The organism is Burkholderia semiarida (genome assembly GCF_029268935.1).
Taxonomy (GTDB): Bacteria; Pseudomonadota; Gammaproteobacteria; order Burkholderiales; family Burkholderiaceae; genus Burkholderia; species Burkholderia semiarida.
Window position 1 is genome coordinate 1,692,045 of sequence record NZ_JAHLCL010000008.1, and the last position, 19,447, is coordinate 1,711,491.

Genomic DNA, 19,447 nt, shown 5'->3' on the forward strand with positions numbered 1-19,447 from the left:
GACATGCGCCGCGCGGCATGGCCCGCTCAGCGAGCAGCGGCGCGCCTCGCCGGCGCACGCGCCACGATGGCAAGCGCGCACGCGTACGACGCGACGCCCAGCGCGAACGGCCATCCCGCCGCGGCCGCGCCACCGCCCGTGCGCGCGGCCGCGGCGAGCGCGGCCGACCCGAGGAGCGGCGCGATCGCCCCGACCAGACTGACGAGCGACGCGAGACCGCCCTGCAGTTCGCCTTGATGCCGGTCGGACGCATGGCGCGACAACTCGGCGCGCAGCGCGGGGTCGGCCACGAGTCCCAGTGCCTGGGCCATCATCCCCGCGTACGTGAGCCATGGAGACGAAGCAGCGAAATAGCACAGATACGCGACCGCACAACAGCCGTAACCCAGTGCGAGGATCGCTCGGTTGTCGACGCGCGCGGTCAACCGACGCACGAGATAGCGTTGCGACAGGGCCATCCCGACAGCGAGCGCGGCGAGCGCCCGCGACGCATCGATCACGCTCCATCCGTAACGCGCCTGGTTCGCGAGCACGAAGCAGCTCTGGAACACGCCGTATGCGGCCCAGGTCAGCAGTAACGCCAGCAGGTACGGACGCAGCGTTTGGTTGCCGAACAGCGCGCGCAGGCTGCCCAAAGGCTGCGCACGGCGCCAGTCGAACGTTCGCCGGTGCGCGGCAGGCAGGCTTTCCGGCAGCCACGATGCGACGTACGCCGCATTCAGCGCGGCCAGCGCGCCGGCGATCGCGAACGGCAGGTACGGGTCGAACGACGCGAGCCAGCCGCCAGCGACCGGGCCAGCCACGAGTCCGACCGCGATGACCCCGCCCGCGCTGCCGTACAGATGCGTGCGGCGCTCGCCGTCGCTGACATCGGCCAGATACGCCATCACCGTCGACACGTTCGCGGCGGCGGCACCGCCGAGCGCGCGGCCGATCAGCAGCGACGCCAGACCGCCACCGAACGCGACGGTCCAGTGGCTCGCCGCGATGCCGACGAGCGCGGCCAGCAGCACCGGGCGGCGTCCGTACCGGTCGCTGAGCGCGCCCAGCATCGGTGCGCACAGGAACTGCATTGCCGAGTAGGACGCGATCGCCGCGCCCAGCACGAGCGAAACGCGCGCGGGCGACAGGCCCGCGAGCCCCGCGACGAGCGTCGGCAGCACCGGCATCGCCAGCCCCGTGCCGAGAACGTCGAGCGCGAGGATCGCGAGCACCACGCGCACCGCGCGCGTGCCGCCGTGCCCGGCAGGCGGCGCGCCGTTGACGTGCGGTTGCGCGCTCATCGCTCGAACGCCTGCAGGCGATCGGCCAGCGGCAGCGCGATCGCATGGGCGTGCACGTCGGACAGGCACGTGAAGTGATCGCCCGGCACGTCAATGCATTCGACCGGTGCGCGACTGAATGCCTCCCAACCCCACGCGGGCGTCTGCCGGATCTCCGGCAGATTGATGCCCGACGGCATCGAATCGACCGCCCGGAACAGCACGAACGACCAGTCCGACGGTTGCTTCGGCGGGTCGTAAGCCATTCCGAACGCCGCGGCCGCGCGATAGACGTTGAAGATGCCGCCGATGCTGCCGTCGTCGGCGCGCGCGTCGATCAACCCGTGAGCCTGGAGCTGCGTCTTCAGGAAGCGCAGGCGTTCTTCGTGCGATGCGGCTTCGAGACGCGCCAGCATATCGCGCGTCACGTCGACTGGCTTGCCCGAGTAGCGTCCGAAAATGCCCAGCAGCGAACCGACTACCTGGGCATCGGTCGGCGTCGTCATGCGCAGGTACGGCGGCGCAGCGGAGTCGAACAACGCGATCAGGCCGGGGGGCTCCCCTTCGGCGTCGAGCCGTCGCGCCATCTCGAGCGCGACCTTGCCGCCGAGCGAATGGCCGCCCAGCAGATACGGCCCGTGAGGCTGAACGGTGCGGATGCAGCGCACGTAGTGCTCGGCCATCGCCTCGACGCTATCGTGCGGTTCGGCCTTGCCGTCGAGCCCGAGGCACTGCAGACCGTAGAACGGCCGCGCCGCTCCCATCGCGCGTGCGAGCGGCAGCACCTGGGTAACGTTGCCGCCCATGCCCGGTACGCAGAAGAACGGCGTCCCGGCACCGGTACGCTGCACGGGCACGAGGCAGTAGCGCACGTGCGCGTCATCCTCGCCGCGGGCCGTATCGGCCGCGTCCGGCGCGCCGAGCGACCGCGCCATCCGTTCGATCGTAGGCTCGTCCAGAAACTCGGCAAGCGTCAGGCAATTCGCAAAGCGCTCCCGCACGCGCGATATCAGCTGCGCGCCGAGCAACGAGTGCCCGCCCAGCGTGAAGAAATTGTCGGTCACGCCGGGCAGTTCGCCGCCCAGCAGCTCGCGCCAGAGTTGCGCCAGCTCGCGCTCGACGTCGTTGCGCGGTGCGATCCGCTCGTCGACGGCCGGCGCCGCATGCGCGTCGCCGCGCTCGCCGCGCGCATCGGTCCCGCCCGCGAGGCGGCGCAGCCACACCTCGATGTCCTCGGCCTTGTTCACCGCGATTTGCGCGCCATCGTGCGCGAGCGCGATGTCGAACACGCGGCAGCCCTCGTCGTTCAGCAGACCGTGGGCCGCGTCGATCGGCGTCTGGTTCGGATGAGCACGATCGTATGCGACCCGCATGCCGACCTCGGCCCAGGCATCCCAGTTGATCGAGACGACCGGCAGCCCGTCGTGGCGCGCCGCATGCGCGACCGCGTCGAGATACGCGTTCGCCGCCGCGTAGTCGGCCTGGCCGAGACCGCCGACGAGCGCCGCCAGCGACGAACACAGCAGCACGAAATCCGGCCGGTGCGCGCGCAGCGCATCGAGCAACGCGTCCGTGCCGAGCGTCTTCGGCGCCAGCACGCGCGCCCATGCTGCCGGCTCGCCGAGCTGGACAGGCCCGCTGGCCTCGATCCCCGCCGCGTGGATCGCTCCGTCGATGCGGCCGCAGCGTGCGGCGATATCCGCCAGCGCCGCGGCCCACGCGCGAGGTTCGCCGCAGTCGGCCTGCACGAGCGTCACGTCGGCGCCGAGCGCACGCAGCGCGGCAGTCGCCGCCGCGACGTCCGGCCGCGACGCATCGACCGTGCGCGATACCAGGAACAGGCGCGGCGCGGCGACTCGGCGCGCGATATGCTCGGCAAACGTCAACCCCATGCCGCCCAGGCCGCCCGTGATCACGTACGCGCCACCGTCGACCAGCACAGGCGTCGCGTCCACGTCGGGCAGCGCCCGGAAGCCCGGCTCGTGGAACGTGCCGTCGCGCAGCGCGAGCGTCGGCACGAGCGTCGGCACGAGCGGCGCCGGCGAGCCGGCGTCGGCGCGCGCAAGCAGCCCGCGCAGCGCCGCATGATCGGCATCGCCCGGCTCGGCCGGAAGATCGACGTGGCGACAGCGCAGATGCGCGAACTCCCGGCTCGCTGCACGCAGTGCGCCGACCAGCGCGGCTTGCACGCCGCTCGGCCGTTCGCCGGCACGCACGGCGCAGGCGCCCGTGGTGACGAGCGTCAGAACCGTGCCGGATGCGGCTTGCGGGCCGAACGTCTGCAACAGGCGCATCAGATCGTCGAAGCGCTCCACCGCCGAACCGCGATCGTCGGCGCCGACGCAATAGAGGATCTGCGCCGGCCGGGAATTCCGTTCGAACGCGCGCGCATGGCCGTAACCGTCGCCGGCCTCGGGCGCGTGCGTGCCGCGCGCATCCTCGTCGACCAGGATGCTGCCGTGCGGTGCATGCGTCGCGATCGCGTCGCGCATCGACTTGCCGCGTGCGACGATCGTCCAGGCCGCATCGGGCAACGCATCGCCGCGCGGCGGCAGTGCGGGCCGCCATGCGGGGCGCGAGCACCATGCGGCCGGCGACGAGCGGTCGGCCGCCGCCGCGGGCGCACGCTCGTCGCGCAGCGTGAAGCCCTCCACCTCGACGAGCGCGGGCCCGACGCCTCCCGCCTCGTCGAGCGCGAACAGCGTCACATCGAAGACGTTCTCGCGCACGCGGCGCGCATGGCTGAACAGCCGCGCGGTCAACGGTGCATGGAGCGACAGCCTGCGATAGTGGAACGGCAGCCGCGCGCCGCGGTTTTCCAGCGTCGACAGGAAACCGGTGGCCATGTCGAGCAACGCCGGGTGCAGCGGCGCATTCTCCAGGTCGGCCGCGAACGCGGGATCGAGCTCGAGCTGCGCGACCCCTTCGTCGTCGCCGAGCCACAACGCGCGGAAACAATGCCAGCGCGGGCCGAACAGCGCGAGCCGGTCGTCGAGCGCGGCGCGCGCGGCGGGACTCGCGAGCGTGTCCGCACGCTGCGCGCGCACGTGCTCGAACCGGGCCGGCGGAGCCGGCATCTGGTCGGCATCGGCGATCGTGCCTTGCGCGTGCACGGTCCACGCCGCCGCATCGTCCGCGGCGGCGGAGGTGACTGCGAAGTCCTGAACACCGCCGTCCGCGCCGCCGAAGCTCACGCGCACGATACGTGCGCCGTGCGCGTCGTCGAGCACGAGCGGCGCCGGGAAATAGACGTCGCTCAATGCAATCCGCGGCCCGTGCCCCATCCGCTCGAATGCGCCTCGCACGAGCTCGAGACAGCCGGTGCCGGGCAGCACCGGCTTGCCGTCGAACACGCGATGCTCGTCGACGACCCACCACGACGGCGGCAATGCAAGCTCGTACGTGCGCCGCCCGCCGGCAACACGCCGCCAGTGACGATAAAGCGCAGGCGGCCCGCTTCGCTCGACCGGCGCGTCGATCCAGTGCCGCGTGCGCGCGAACGGATAAGCCGGCAGCGGCACGCGCCGCGCGGCGTTGCTGCCGCACGCGCGGCGCCAGTCGACGCGTGCACCCAGCCGCCACAATGTGGCGATCGCATGCGCGAAGGTCGACACGTCATCCGAACGATCGCGCGGATGACGGCCGCAGCCGAGCACATCGTATGCCCGGCCGTCCGCCTCCAGCGCGGTGCGCAGCGTCCGCCCCGGGCCTACTTCGACGAGCAGCGGCGCATCGAACGCGTCGTGCAACGTCGCGATCCCGTCGGCGAAACGCACCGTGTCGCGCAGGTGCGATGCCCAATAGCCGGCGTGGTTGGAGGCGTCGAGCGACAACCAGGCGCCGGTGCGGTTCGATATGACGGGCACCGTGCTCGCCTGCACCGGAATCCGGGCGACGAAGGCCTCGAGCGCCTGCGCGGCCGCCGCCATCCGATGCGAATGAAATGCGTGCGACGTCGCAAGCGGCTGGCTCTGCACGCCTGCCTCGGCAAGCGCTTGCCGCAGCCGCTCGATCGCCTCGGTCCCGCCGGCCAGCACGCACTGGTTGCGACCGTTGACGGCCGCCAGCTCCACGTCCGCGTCGAGCCAGCGCGCGCATGCGTGCTCGTCCAGCGCGACGGCAAGCATCGCGCCGCGATCGGCGGCCTGCATGAGGCGTCCGCGCGTCGCGACGATTGCGAGCGCATCCGCCAGCGTGTAGTAGCCGCCGACGCACGCGGCGACCAGCTCGCCGAGACTGTGGCCGATCAGCGCGTCCGGCTCGACACCGCGAGCGCGCAGCAGCATCGCGCACGAATAGTCGACGGCGAACAGCGCCGGTTGCGCGATACCCGTCTCGCGCAGCCCGGCGGACGCATCGGTCTCCCTGCCGGGGTCCGGGTACATGGCCGCGAGGATGTCGAGCCCGTGCTGTGTGCGCAGCAGCGTCGCGCATTCGTCCAGCGCGTCGCGGAACGCCGGTTCGCGTTCATAGAGCCCCTTCAACATCCCGATATGCTGCGCCCCCTGACCGGGGAACATGAACACGACCGGGCGATTCTCCCGCGGCTCACCCGCCGGCGCATCCCACGGCGCGTCCAGCGCCATGCATGCGGCCTCGCGCGTCGCGCACACGATCGTGTCGCGCACCGGCAATCGCGCACGGCCCGCGCCGAGCGAGAACGCGACGTCTGACAGCCGCGCGGACGACGCGCGCAGGTGCGCGGCCAGGCGGCGACGCATGCGTCGAAGCGCGGCCGGCGTGCGGGCCGACAGCGGCAGAACCTGCACGCCAGCATCGGGTGCGTCGGGCGACGGCAACGGCCGCGGCGGCGGCGCCTCGACGATCACGTGCGCATTGGTGCCGCCGATCCCGAACGAGCTGACGCCCGCGCGACGTGGCCAGGGTGCATCGGGCCACGTGTACCGCTCGGTGTTGATATGAAACGGGCTGCCCTCGAGATCGATCTCGGGATTCGGTTTCGTAAAATACGGCATCGGCGGCACCTCGCCGTGCTCGACGGCGAGAACGGCCTTCACGAAGCCGACGATCCCTGCCGCCGCATCGAGATGCCCGAGGTTCGCCTTAAGCGAGCCGAGCGCGCACCGGCGGCCGGCCGGCCATGCGCCGTTCGGGGCATAGGCCTGCGTGAGCGCGCGGAATTCGACCGGATCGCCAAGCCGCGTGCCGGTACCGTGCGCTTCCACGTACCCGACCGTGTCGGCCGGCACGTCGGCATCCCGCAGCGCGGCCGCGATGACGCCGGCCTGCCCGGCGACGCTCGGCGCGGTGTAGCTCACCTTGCCGGCGCCGTCGTTGTTGATCGCCGAGCCCCGGATCACTGCATGCACGTGATCGCCGTCCTCCAGCGCCTTCGCGAGCGGCTTGAGCATGACGACCGCGCAGCCGCTGCCGCCCGTCGTGCCGGACGCATCGGCGTCGAACGGCCGGCACCGGCCGTCCGTCGAGATGATGCTGTCCGGCATGGGTCGATAACCGTAATACTCGGCCTCGAGCGACACGCCGCCGACGAGCGCCATCTCGCAGTCGCCCGCGCGCAGGCTCGCGCAAGCGGCATGCACTGCCACGAGCGAGGACGAGCAGGCGGTCTCGACGGTCACGGCCGGGCCGGCCAGGCCCAGCTTGTACGCGACGCGGGTGGCGAGGAAGTCGCGGCCGTTGCCGAGCAGCCACTGGATGTTCTCGAGCTTCAGTTCGCGTCTGCGCGGATAGACGTTGTCGAGCAGATAGTGGCTCGTGCCGGCGCTCGCGAACACGCCCACCCGGGCGCCGCGCGCGGCACCATAGCCGGCCGCCTCGGCAGCCTCCCACGCACACTCGAGAAACAGTCGCTGCTGCGGGTCCATCAGCGCCGCTTCGCGAGCGGAGTAGCCGAAGAACTCGGCGTCGAAGCCGTCCACGTCCTCGAGCCGGTTGCCGAGCCCGACGAAGTCCGGCTGCGCGCGCGTCTGCGCATCGACGCCGTGTTCGGCAAGCAGTTCGTCGCTGAAGTGCAGCGTCGACTCGACGCCATCGAGCAGGTTGTCCCAGAAGGTCTGCAGATCGGGAGCGCCGCAGAAGCGGCCCGCCATCCCGATCACCGCGATCGCGCGCTCGCTTGCCGGCGGCACGGCGGCCGGCGCATCGGCCGCGGCCGCAGCCTGCGCCGGCGCATCGTCGGCCTCGGCTTCGGCCACGCTCACGCGGTTGCGCTCCAGGTGCGCGACCAGTGCGCGCAACGTCGGATGCTCGAACAGCTCGGCAATCGCGATCCGAGTCGCAAACGCGTCCTCGAGGCGCTTGCGCATCTCGACGATCCGCAGCGAATGCCCGCCGAGATCGAAGAAATTGCTGTCGGGCTCGACGTCGTCGCGTTCGAGCACGGCTTGCCAGATCGCTTTCACGTGCGCGAGGAGCCGGCGGCCGCCGGTCGGCACACGTTCGCCCTGCACCTCGGCAGCAGCTGCCGGTGGCGCCGAAGCATCGCCGGCCGGTGCGTCCGCGACGGGCGCGACGGGCGCGACAGGCGCGACCGGCCCGGCCGCCTGGGCGGCGAGCGCGTTGCGGTCCACCTTGCCGGTACGCGCGCGCGGCAGATCGGGCAGCCTCACGAGGCGCTGCGGAACAAGATGGGCCGGCAATTGCTGCGCAAGCCGCGTGCGCACCTCGCCTTCCGCGGGTTCGCCCACGTAGTAGCCGACCAGGATCCGATGCCCGTTCGCATCGAACGGCGCGAGCACGACGCCCTGCGTGATCCCCGGCAGCGCGTTCAGGCGCGCCTCCACCTCGCCCGGTTCGACCCGGAAGCCGCGGATCTTGACCTGCGCGTCCGCGCGTCCGACGTACGTCAGGCTGCCGTCCGGCTGGCGGATCACGTAGTCGCCGGTCCGGTAGCGGCGCGCGCCGGGCTCGCTTGAACGCGGATCCGGCACGAAGCGGCGCGCGGTCTCCTCGTCGAGGTTCAGGTAGCCGGCCGCCACGCCCTCGCCGCCGATGTACAGCTCACCGGGCACGCCGCACGGCAACGGATGGCCGTAGCGATCGAGCACCTCGAACGTCACGTTCGCCAGCGGTCGCAACACCAGCGCGCCGCGGGCATCCCAATAGTCGGTCGCCGATGCGTAGATCGTCGTCTCGGTCGGCCCATAACCATTGATGAAGCGCCGGCCTTGCGCCCACTCCCGCGCGATGTTCGCCGGACAGGCCTCGCCCGCGGCCACGATCGTCGCAAGCTCCGGCAACTCGGCGTACGGCAGCAGGCGTAGCGCGGTCGGCGTGATCTGCAGATGCGTGATCCGCTCGGCGCGCAGCAGCCCGAGCAGCTCGGGCCCCGGCAGCAGCCGGGCGGCGGGCGCGAACACGAGCGTCGCGCCCGACACGAGCACCGGAAACACTTCGCCGCACACGCCGTCGAAGACGGGCGAAAAATACTGCAGCTGGCGCGCACCCGGATGCAGCCCGACGGACGCTGCGAATGCGTGCGCGGTATTGAGCAGGTTGCGCCGCGTCACCATCACGCCTTTCGGACGTCCGGTCGAGCCCGACGTGTAAAGCACGTACGCGAGATCGGTCGGCGCGTGCACGAGACCCGGCGCGCGCACGGCCGGCGCGCGGTCGTCGTCGATATCGTCGGCGATCAGTGTCGTCACGCCGAGCGCGGCGCAGCGCGACGCGAGGTCGCGCTGGGCGACGACCAGCCGCACGCCGGCGTCGGCCACCGTGTAGCCGAGACCTCCGTCGACCGTGTCGTCGGGATTCAGCGGCACGAACGCGCAGCGCGCCTTCAGCGCGCCGAGCATGCCTGCAACGAGATAGGGATGGCGTCCGGTGAACAGCCCGACATGCGTGCCGGGCGTCGCGCCGTGCGCGCGCAGCGCGCCGGCGATCCGGTTCGCGAGCTGGTCGAGCTGCGCGTAGGTCCAGCGCCGTGCGTCGAACTCCAGCGCAATCGCGTCCGGCGTCGCCGCCGCGTGCGCTTCCAGTTGCGCGATCACGTCACCCGTCGCGCCGAAATCGCGCCGCGTCCCACGGCACGCGTCCGTCAATGCCGCGTATTCGTCGGCCGGCAGCATCATCACGTCCGACACGGTCTGGTCGGCATCGGCCAGCAGATTGCGCAGCAATTCGCCGAAATGGCGCGCGAGCCCGCCCACAAATGCGCGCGCGTAGCGTGACGTACGGTACTTGAAGCTGCCGCCGAGCGATGCGCCGTCGAATGCGCGCACTTCGACCATCAAGTCGAGCTTGACGTCGGCGGGCGCGACCGCGAGCTCGTCCACCGCCAGCCCCGCCAGGTTGAGCGCCTCGGGCGCCGCACTCTGCACCACCAGCCCGATCTGGAAGAACGGGTGCCGACCCGGCGCGCGAGCCGGATTCAGCGTTTCGACGAGATGATCGAGCGGCACCGACTGTCCGGCGTCGGCCTCGAGCAGCATGCGCCGACTTGCTGCGATAACGTCCGCGAGTCGCATCGGCGCGTCCAACTGCAACCGTATCGGCAACAGATTGACGAAGAACCCCATCAACGCTTCGGCATCCGGATGATCTCGTCCCGCGAACGGGATGCCGATCACGATATCGTCCTGCCCGGTGTAGCGATGCAGCAGGACCGCGAGCGCCGCGTGCATCACCATCGTCGGCGTGCAGTTCAGCCGCTCGCACAGCCGCTTCAGCTGCGGTGCGCACGATGCGGGCAACGCGAAATCGACATAATCGGCGCCCGGTGCGCCGGCGCCCGGCGCGTCGGTCCGCTCCGGCAACGGCAGCGCGGACGGCAGATCGCTCAGGCGCTCCCGCCATGCGGCGACGGATTCCGCAAAACCGCTCGTCGCCGTCCGTGCGCGCTGCCACGCCGCGTAGTCCTGATACTGCAACGCGGGCTCGCTCGACACGAGCGCCTCGCCTGCGGCGCATGCCCGATAGGCTTGCGCCAGCTCGCGGCGCAACAGCCCGCTCGACCAGCCGTCGTACGCGATGTGATGCAGCACGATGCACAGCACGTGTTCGTCCGGCGAGACGCGCAGCAGCAATGCGCGGATCGGCCACTCGCGGTCCAGCTCGAACGGACGCGCCGCTTCGCGCGCGAGTCGCTCGTTCACGCGCCCCGGCTCGATCTGCTCGACGACGAACGGCACCGGCGCCGGGGCGTCGATCTGCGCCAGCGGCTCGCGGCGCGGATGGCCGGCATCGTCCACCCACGCCTGCACGTCCGCGGTGAAGCGCGTTCGCAGCACCTCGTGGCGCCCGACCACGCGGTTCAGCGCCGCTTCGAGCGCGTCTCGATCCAGGCGGCCGCGCACACGGAACACTTCCGGCATGTTGTACGCCGCGCCCGGCTCCGCCTGCCGGGCGAACCACATACGCCGCTGCGCGAACGACAGGCGCCGGCGCTCGTGGCCGTCCGCGCGCGGAATCGGCGCATCCGCGCGAGCGGCCACGCCTTCCCGGGCAGCCGACATCATTTGCTCCATCACGCGCTCGGCAAGCTGCTCGATCGTGGGCCGCTCGAACACGTCGGCCACCTTCAATTTCACGCCGAACGCATCGTGGACGCGCGTCAGCGCCTGCGTGACGAGCAGCGAATGGCCGCCTCGCTCGAAGAAATTGTCGTGCACGCCGATGCGCGTCGTGCGCAGCAGCGCCTCCCAGTCCTGCGCAAGCCGCGCCTCGAGCGGGTTTCGCGGCGCAACGTACGCATGCGCGAGCGCATCCCAGTCCGGATCGGGCAAGCGCTTGCGGTCGATCTTGCCGTTCGGCGACAGCGGCAGCGCCGGCAACAGGACCAGCGCACGCGGCACCATGTGCTCGGGCAGCCGCGCGCGCAGATGCTCGAACAACGCTTCCCGGGTTGCCCCCGCATCGGCATAACCGACCAGTTCGAGCTCGCCGCCCGGCGCCCCGCGCGCCACGACCGCGCATTCGCGCACGCCCGGATGCTCCGCGAGCACGCTTTCGATCTCGCCGAGCTCGATCCGGAAGCCGCGAACCTTGACCTGGTTGTCGAGCCGGCCGATGAACTCGATCGTGCCGTCCGCAAGATGCCGGCAAAGATCGCCGGTGCGGTAGAAGCGGCGGCCGCCCGGATCGGACACGAAGCGCCCGTCGGCATCGAACCCGCCGACCGGGAAACGTTCGCGGGTCAGCTCCGGCCGATTCAGGTAACCCGACGCGACGGCGCCGCCGCCGATCAGCAGTTCACCGGGCACGCCGAGCGGAACGAGATTCAGTGCGTCGTCGACCACGTACATCGACGTGTTCGGCAACGGCGTGCCGATCGGCATGCTGCGTTCGGACTCGTACCACGCGTCGCGCGGTTCGAAGGTCGCGCTTTCGCACGTGGCTTCCGTCACGCCATACACGCTGAGCACGCGGGTATCCGGCGCGCACAGCGCGCGCAGCTTGCGGTACTCGTGGACGAACCAGACGTCCGCACCGCACGTGACCGCCTGCACCCCGTCCAGGCGCTTGCCGCTGCGTTCGAGATATTCGATCATCTGGCGCACGACGGCCGGCACGAATTCCATCACGGTCGCACGCTCGCGCTCGATCAGCGCATGCAGCGCCTGCGCATCGGTCAGGCTCTCCCTCGGGCACATGATCAGCCGCCCTCCCCCGCCGAGGCCGCGAATCACGTCGCTCATGAACACGTCGAACGTATGGTTCGCCATCTGCAGCACGGCCGTCACACCCGGCTGCGTGCGGCCGTAAGCTGCCTCGAATGCATGAAACAGCGACATCCAGCTCCCGTGCGAAACCTCGACGCCTTTCGGGCGACCGGTGGAGCCCGACGTGAAAATCACGTAGGCGATGTCGTCGGCGGTCGTCATCGCTCCGTCCGGATCGAAGCCCGCGAGCGGTGCGCCCGGCTCGCACACAAGCGCTTCCATCGCGATCGCGGTGCAATCGAACCCCGCACCGTCGCACGGATGTTCGACGACGATCGCCGCCGGCGCCACGTCGGCGATCAGTGCATCGCGTCTCGCATCGTCGGGCGACACCGGCACGAACACGGCGCCGGCCTTGTGGATCGCGAGCAGCGCGACGACCACGTCCGGACCATAGCGCCGCAACACGACGACGCGATCGCCGCGCCGCACGCCCGACGCCTGCAATTGCGCGGCCAGCGCCGTCGCTCGCGCGTCGACGTCCGCGTAGGTGGCGCGCCGCTCGCCGTATACCAGCGCCAGCGCACCGCCGTCACGCTGCGCCGCCTGCTCGAACGCGCGGTGAAACGGCACGAATGGGCGGCCCGGGTCTCGCGTGCCGTCGTTCGCGAGCGCCAGCATCGCGGCCGCGGCCTCGCGCGACAGCAGCGGCGCCGCGTCGATACGCGCGTCGGGGTCGGTCACCAGGCAACGCAGGATGCGCACGAGGCTGTCGGTCATCTGTTCGACGAGCGCGCCGCCGAGCAGGTCGCAGTCGTACTCGAACGCTGCGCGCATGCCGTCGCCGGCGAGTGCCAGCGTGAGGCTGAGATCGTACTTCGCGGTGCAGGAGTCCAGCGTATGCATCCGCGCTTCGATTCCGGCGCCGAAGTCCACCTCGAACCCTTCGGCCGCGAAATCGAACAGCACCTGGAATATCGGCGCATGAGCCAACGAACGCGGCGGCTGGACGGCTTCGACGATCTTCTCGAACGGTACGTATGCGTGCTCGAGCGTGTCCAGCACCGTCGCACGCACGCGTTCGAGCACGTCGGAAAAAGTCGGCGTGCCCGATACGTCGACCCGGTTGGGCAGTGTGTTCACGAAATAGCCGATCACGTCGTCGCGCTCGAGCGCATAGCGATTCGAAATCGGCGATCCGATCACGATGTCGCCCTCGTGCGTATAGCGGCGAAGCAGCACCGCGAACGCCGCGAGCCCGACCATGTACATCGACAGGCAGCGCGCCCGCGCGACCTCCTTGAGCCCGTTGGCCACATCGAGCGGCACATCGAATTCGATCCGGCGCCCGTTGAAGCGCCGCGCGGCCGGCCGCGGATGATCGAGCGGCAGCGGCAGCACGGCAGGCGCGCCCGACAGCCGGGCCTGCCAATGCGCGAGGCCGGCGGCGAGATCCGCGGATGCGGCGTTCGCATCGGCATGCAGGCCGTCGTCGAGCGGCGCGGCGTCCGGTTCGCGGCCGTGCGCGAGTTCGGCATACGCCCGCGCGAGTTCATCGAGGAACAGCTGCAGTGAACGGCCATCGAACACGATGTGATGCACGGTCGCGACGAGACGGTAGTCGTCGTCGGCCACGCGCGCGAGCGTCGCACGCAACGGAGCATCGCGCTCGAGGTCGAACGGCGCGCGTGCCTGCTCGCTCTCGAGTTCGGCCACGCTCGCCGCCGGATCAGGCAGGCTCGATAAGTCGACGCGCGTCAGTGCGGCCGGCGCGTCGACGATCTGCGCGACCGGCTGGCCGCCGCGGCTCGGAAACCGGCAGCGCAGCGCGGGATGCCGCCGCTGCACGACGTCGAGCGCGCGCGCGAGCACATCGGGGTCGACACGGCCGGACAGGCGCAACGAGAACGGGACGTTGTAGGTCACCCCGCCACGTTCGAACTGATTCAGGAACCACAGGCTCTGCTGAGCCGCGGACATGCCGGTCGGGCCGGCGGCGATGGACTGGACGGACGTTTCCGCCGGACTTGCGAGATCCATGCATTGCTCCAGGATGGAACGCGCGCGCCGGGCGGCGCGCGCGGAGGTGCTTCGAGGATGGGAAAGGTTCGGCCGGGCCGGCCGCGGGTCAGACGGCCTGGCCGGCCGCCACGGCGGCGGCCGGCGTCGCGTGGGCCGGGCTGTCGGACAGCGCGCCGGCGAACGACGCGACCGTCGGGAAGCGGAACAGCGTGTCGAGCGACACGCGCCGGCCGAGCGTCTTGCCGAGGCGCGATACGATCCGCATGCCGGCGAGCGAGTGGCCGCCGATCGAGAAGAAGTCCTGCTCGCGCTCGATCACGTCGAGTTTCAGCACGTCGGCCCAGACCGCGGCAATCGCCTCTTCCAGCGCACCGGTCGGCGCGGTGCGGCGCACATCCTCCCGGGCGCCCGCGTCCGTTTCCACGGGCGCGAGTGCGTCGCGCAGCGCGCGCTTGTCCAGCTTGCCGCTGGCCGTCATCGGCAGGCGCTCCACGACGTGGACGCGCGCGGGCACCATGTAGTCGGGCAGGATATCGACCAGTGCGTCGCGCAGCGCGGCCGCGGAGGGCGTCGCGCCGCGCGTGGCCGTGACGAACGCCTCGATCCGCTTGTCCGCCCCTTGCGCGGCCACCACCACCGCGCACTGGGCGACGCCGTCCAGTGCCCGGATGGCCTGCTCGATTTCGCCCGTCTCGATCCGAAACCCGCGAATCTTGATCTGGCTGTCGCGCCGGCCCAGGAACTCGACGCAACCTTCGGCGGTCCAGCGGCCGATGTCGCCGGATCGGAACAGCGTGCGCCCACTCAACCACGGCAGGCTGACAAAGCGTTGCGCCGTCAGGTCGGGCCGCTTCAGATAGCCGTCCGTCACGCCGCCGCCCACGTACAGTTCACCGGGCACGCCTGGCGCGGCCAGATTGCCAAACACGTCGATCACGTACAGGTCGCGATGCGAAATCGGCCGACCGATCAGCGCGCGCGCATCGATATCCTCCGGGCGTTCGAGCGTATATGCCGTCGTGAACACGGTGCCTTCGGTCGGCCCGTAGCACACCGTGAGCGCCCGCCCGCCTGCCGCGAAGAAACCGCGCATCGCGTCGGTCGACACGACGTCGCCGCCGGTCAGCACCTGCCGCGCGTGCCGCAGCGCTTGCGGATGCTGCGCGACCATCTCCTGGAACAACGCGGAAGTGAGCCATATCACGCTCGCCTGCGACGACACGAGCGTATCGGCAAGATCCTCGAGGCTCGCGTGCGTGCCAGGCTGCACGATCAGTTGCGCGCCGTTGAGCAGCGCGCCCCAGATCTCGAACGTCGACGCGTCGAACGCGAGCGGCGCGAACATCAGCACGCGGTCGTCCTGCCCGATCTTCACGCAGCTGTCGCTCGTCAGGAAATTCACCACGTCGCGATGGCGGCTCGGCGTCGCCTTCGGCTCGCCGGTCGAACCGGACGTGAACATGTAGTAGCACGGCGCGTCGATGCCTGCGTCGGGCCTGCCGGCATCGCGGATCCCGGCGTACGATCCGAGCGGCACGCGATCGACGCAGTGGGTCGCGACACCGTCTGCGAACGGCGGCGCGTCCGCGTCGACCAACACATGCGCGACTCCGGCTGCACTGACCTGCCAGTCGCGACGCGCGGCGGGCAGTGCCGCATCGAGCGACAAATAGCAGGCCCCCGCTTTCAGGATGCCGAGCAGCGCACCCACCTGCGCGGGCGAGCGGGCCATGCTGACGCCTACCACATCCCCAGGCCGCACACCGCACGCGATCAGGTGCGCAGCGACCTCGCTTCCTTTCGCATCGAGTTCCGCATAGGTCCATACGGACTCGCCGCACCGCACCGCGGGCGCATCGGGCCGTTCGGCCGCCCAGCGCTCGACGAGCGCATGCAGCGTCGCTTCCCGGTACGGCGGCCGCGCGCCTTCCGCCTGCCGGCGCAGTGCGGCGATCTCGCCCGGCTCGCCCACAGCGTCGGCGGCGCCGATGCGCATGTCGAGCGACAGCGCGGCCGCATCGACCAACCGTTCGACCGCCCGCGCGAACGACGCGACAGTCTGCGCCGACAACCCTTCGGAGGTATAAACCGGGGTCGGCGTCGTGCCGCCTGGCGTAACGCACAGCAGCGCGTCGATGCGGGTGCGACCGCCCTGCGTCGCGGCGTGCGACGCGGGCGAGTCGTACGTCACGGCGAACGTCGACTGGAAGCCCGGCGCCGTTGCATGGCCCGTACCCGCGCGCCATTCGGCCGTCGCGACATCCAACGCCTGCGGTGCGCGTGCATGACGCTCAACTGCCTGTCGCCACGCGCGCCCGGCCATTCCGGACAATTCGGCGAATGAGGCGGACGGGTCGACGTGCAGCGCGACCGGCAGCGGCACGGGCAGTGTGCGACCGTCGATGTCCGATGCAAGCCCGATCACGACATCGAGACTGCCGCTGAAGCGCGCGAGGGCCGCCGCATGCAGCGCGAGCGACGCAGCGGCCGGCGCGATCCCGCTCGCGTCGCATGCCGCGTCCAACTGCATGAGCGACTCGGCGCCGCTGGCCGGGTCCTGCCGCCCGGTGTAGAACTCGACGGGCGGCGTCCCGGCGGGTGCATCCGCGATCAGCTCGCCCACCTCCGTGTCGAGTTGCGCGCGCCAGAACGCGACGTCCGCGTCGCCGGCCACGGGCTGCGCATCGTCCGCGCCACCGGCCGGCGCGCCCGCAAGCGCGCCGAGACGGCGATCGGGATCGTCGAGCCAGGCATTCGCGGTCGCGAAGAACGCATTCATCAGCGCGAGCACATCCGCCTCGGCCGCCGCGGACGTCGAGTATTCGAGCATGAAGCGCCCACCGGCTTCGGGGCGCGTCTCGTCGTCGAACACGACTATCACGTTCAGATCGAACTTGGCCGAACCATTGCTGAGCCCTTCGAGAATGTCGACGTCCAGCCCGTCGAATTTGAGCTTGCGCGTCATCGAATTATGGAAACTGAACGCGACCTGAATGTACGGCAGCAGATTCGTCGCGCGTTCGGGCTGAAGATCGGCGACCATGCTCGAGAACGGCACGTGCGAATGCGAACATCCGGCGCGGATCTCGTCCTTCACGCGGTCGATCAGGGCAGGCCATTGCATGTCGGGCGACAGCTCGACGCATACCGGCAGCATGTTCACGAGCATGCCGATCGTGTTCTGAATCCCCTGGACGTCTCGATTAGCGACGGCCGTGCCGACGATCTGGCGTGTATTGCCCGAGCGCGCGGCAACCACGGATGCAAACACCGAGAACATCGTCTCGAACAGCGTTGCCTTGCGCTGCGCCGCGTAATGCTTCAGGCGCGTGGCCAGCGCGGCGGGGAACGGCACCGATACCGAACTGCCAACGAAATCGAGATTCGCGACCGGCGCGCCGGCGCGCGGGAACGGCGAATGGCCGTAAGGGGACCATGTCCGCAGGCGTTCCCGCCAGTACGCGCGTCCCGCGAGGCCGGCCGTCGATTCGAGCCACGCACGTTCGAACTCGCAATAGTCGATGAACTGAATGACCGGCTCGAGCGGCGCAAGGTCCTGCCTGCCACGCTCCGCGTTGTAGAAGTGACTCAATTCGCGCAGGAACAAACGAAACGACCAGCCATCGTGAATCAGGTGGTGCTCGATGTGCAGCAGCGCATGATCATGCTCGCTGCGCTTGAACAGAACCCAGCGCACCAGCGGCAGCGTGCCGACGTCGATCTTGGCGCCCGTTTCTACCCTGATCAGCGATTCGATGTACGCGTCGCGCGCGTGCTCGGCCGTCTTCGACATGTCGACGACTGGCACCGTGACGGGCCATGCGGGTTCGATGCGCTGCACCGGCTCGCCGTCGTGCTCGACGAATACCGTCGACAGGCTCTGATGGCGCTGAACGAGCCGCCCGAGCGCACGCTCGAGCGCGCCGATGTCGAGAGCGCCGCGCAGGTTGAGGACCGCCTGGAAGTTGTACGCGATGCTGTCCGGCACCAGCATCTCGAGAAACCACGCCTGCTCCTGCGACATCGACAGCCGCGCCTCCGTTCCCGCCGGGTAGCTGCGGCCGGCGGATTCGCTCAACCGATCAAGGACATTGCCCGTCTCATCGAAATGTTTGCTCACGACCACTCCCTTGTTTTCTCGTTGCTGAAAATTGGCATGCGACCGTACTCGATCGACATGCCTGAAAGTCCGAATCACAATGGAAGAAGAACACGGGACATGGCCGTCTCACAACCTGCGAAATTTCACTGTCAATTTCCACAGCGAAATTTCACAGATGCTGTGCAAAACACGTTCGTATAACTTGGTTCGCATTTCAAAACAGGCAAGGAATCGATATGCGCGAACAGAATACGGGCGTGTTGAGGAAGTTCCGGATAGACGCCGTACTCAAGGCCGATCTCGACCCGCTGTACCGGAAGAACAACTGGCGCGGGCTACTGGGCTGGATGGGCGACCTTGCGACGATCGCCGGCGCGATCTGGATGACAAGGCTGACGCCGTACGCGTATCCGCTGACCGTGCTGATCGTCGGATCCCGCCAGCGCGCACTCGCGTCGCTATTGCACGAAGCGGCGCATCTGACACTCGCACGCAATGGCCGCTTGAATCGTTTCATCGGCGAATATCTTTCCGGTCTCCCGGTTTTTCAGGATTTCGAATCGTATCGCCAGTCTCACGTCATGTCGCATCACCGGTTTCTCGGCGATCCGACGCGCGATCCGGACTACATCTACTATATCGACTCGGGCCTTCAGCGCGCCGAGGATCGATTCGAGTTCTGCTTCGGCCACGTGCTTCGTACCCTGATGTTGCTGAACGTGTTCAGCTACGCCAACTACCTCGTCCGTCATCGCGTTGCGTCGCTGCTCAAATCGCGGCGTGGCGCGATAAAGCTGATCCTGGTCCATGCCTTCCTGTTCGCAGTCCTTGGCATTGCCACGAACCCCGCAGGGTACCTGCTCTTCTGGCTGATTCCGTACCTGACGTCGTTCCAGGTCATCGGGTGGCTATCCGAGGTATCCGAGCACTTCGGCCTGTTCGGCAGGGAAACCGACGAATTGCTGATGACCCGCAACCGATTTCCGTCATGGTGGGAACGCTGGTTCATCGGCATGCATGGCGACAATCTACACCTCACGCATCATCTTCTCGCGGCCATCCCGTACTGGAACCTGCCTGCGGCCCACCGAATCCTGATGCGGGACGAACACTATGCGCGCGCCAACGCCCGCACCGGCGGAATCGTGTCGCGCGGAAGCCACCCGCTGTCGGTAATGGAACAGATCCTCGAAGGCTACAAGGCACCGGCCACCCCGTCTCACGCACCGCAGTCGAACTCATGAGCGTACGTGTAATCGTCCTCGTCGCCCGCATCGCCGCGGCCATGTCCACGCGGTCCTGCCGACAGGATCGACCGATCATGGCGGCACGCATGCGATCCCGTCGTGGTTTGCGCGCGCGGCAGCGTCGTTAGTCGAGAAGTCCGTCGGGCACCTGGCACGCGATTTCAGTCGCGATGCGGCACGAACACGGTGCCGTGTCGGTACCGCACGCTCGGCGAGCGGCTCGCGCCGCGA

General features: G+C 69.6%; 4 protein-coding genes. 1 reads left to right on the forward strand and 3 read right to left on the reverse strand.

Annotated features, from left to right (window positions below):
- Positions 1–26 precede the first annotated feature (26 nt).
- The 3 genes from KPB06_RS30865 to KPB06_RS30875 all read right to left on the reverse strand — a co-directional run bounded on the left by KPB06_RS30865 (position 27) and on the right by KPB06_RS30875 (position 17,987).
- Entirely contained in the window at positions 27–1,283 is a 1,257-nt protein-coding gene (locus KPB06_RS30865; protein ID WP_059584627.1) for an MFS transporter, read from the reverse strand.
- A complete protein-coding gene (locus KPB06_RS30870; protein WP_059898031.1) occupies positions 1,280–13,885 on the reverse strand; it encodes a hybrid non-ribosomal peptide synthetase/type I polyketide synthase in 12,606 nt (4,201 codons plus the stop codon). Before KPB06_RS30870 ends, KPB06_RS30865 begins: the two co-directional genes overlap by 4 nt.
- An 88-nt stretch (positions 13,886–13,973) precedes the next feature.
- Positions 13,974–17,987: an amino acid adenylation domain-containing protein gene (locus KPB06_RS30875; RefSeq protein ID WP_099317931.1), complete on the reverse strand. Its 4,014-nt coding sequence runs from the start codon at positions 17,985–17,987 to the stop codon at positions 13,974–13,976.
- Positions 17,988–18,205: 218 nt separating this feature from the next.
- On the opposite strand from KPB06_RS30875, the gene gntB reads away from it, so the two are divergent.
- Positions 18,206–19,213: a guanitoxin biosynthesis L-arginine gamma (S) hydroxylase gene (gntB, locus tag KPB06_RS30880; protein ID WP_060011805.1), complete on the forward strand. Its 1,008-nt coding sequence runs from the start codon at positions 18,206–18,208 to the stop codon at positions 19,211–19,213.
- The last annotated feature ends 234 nt before the right edge of the window (positions 19,214–19,447 follow it).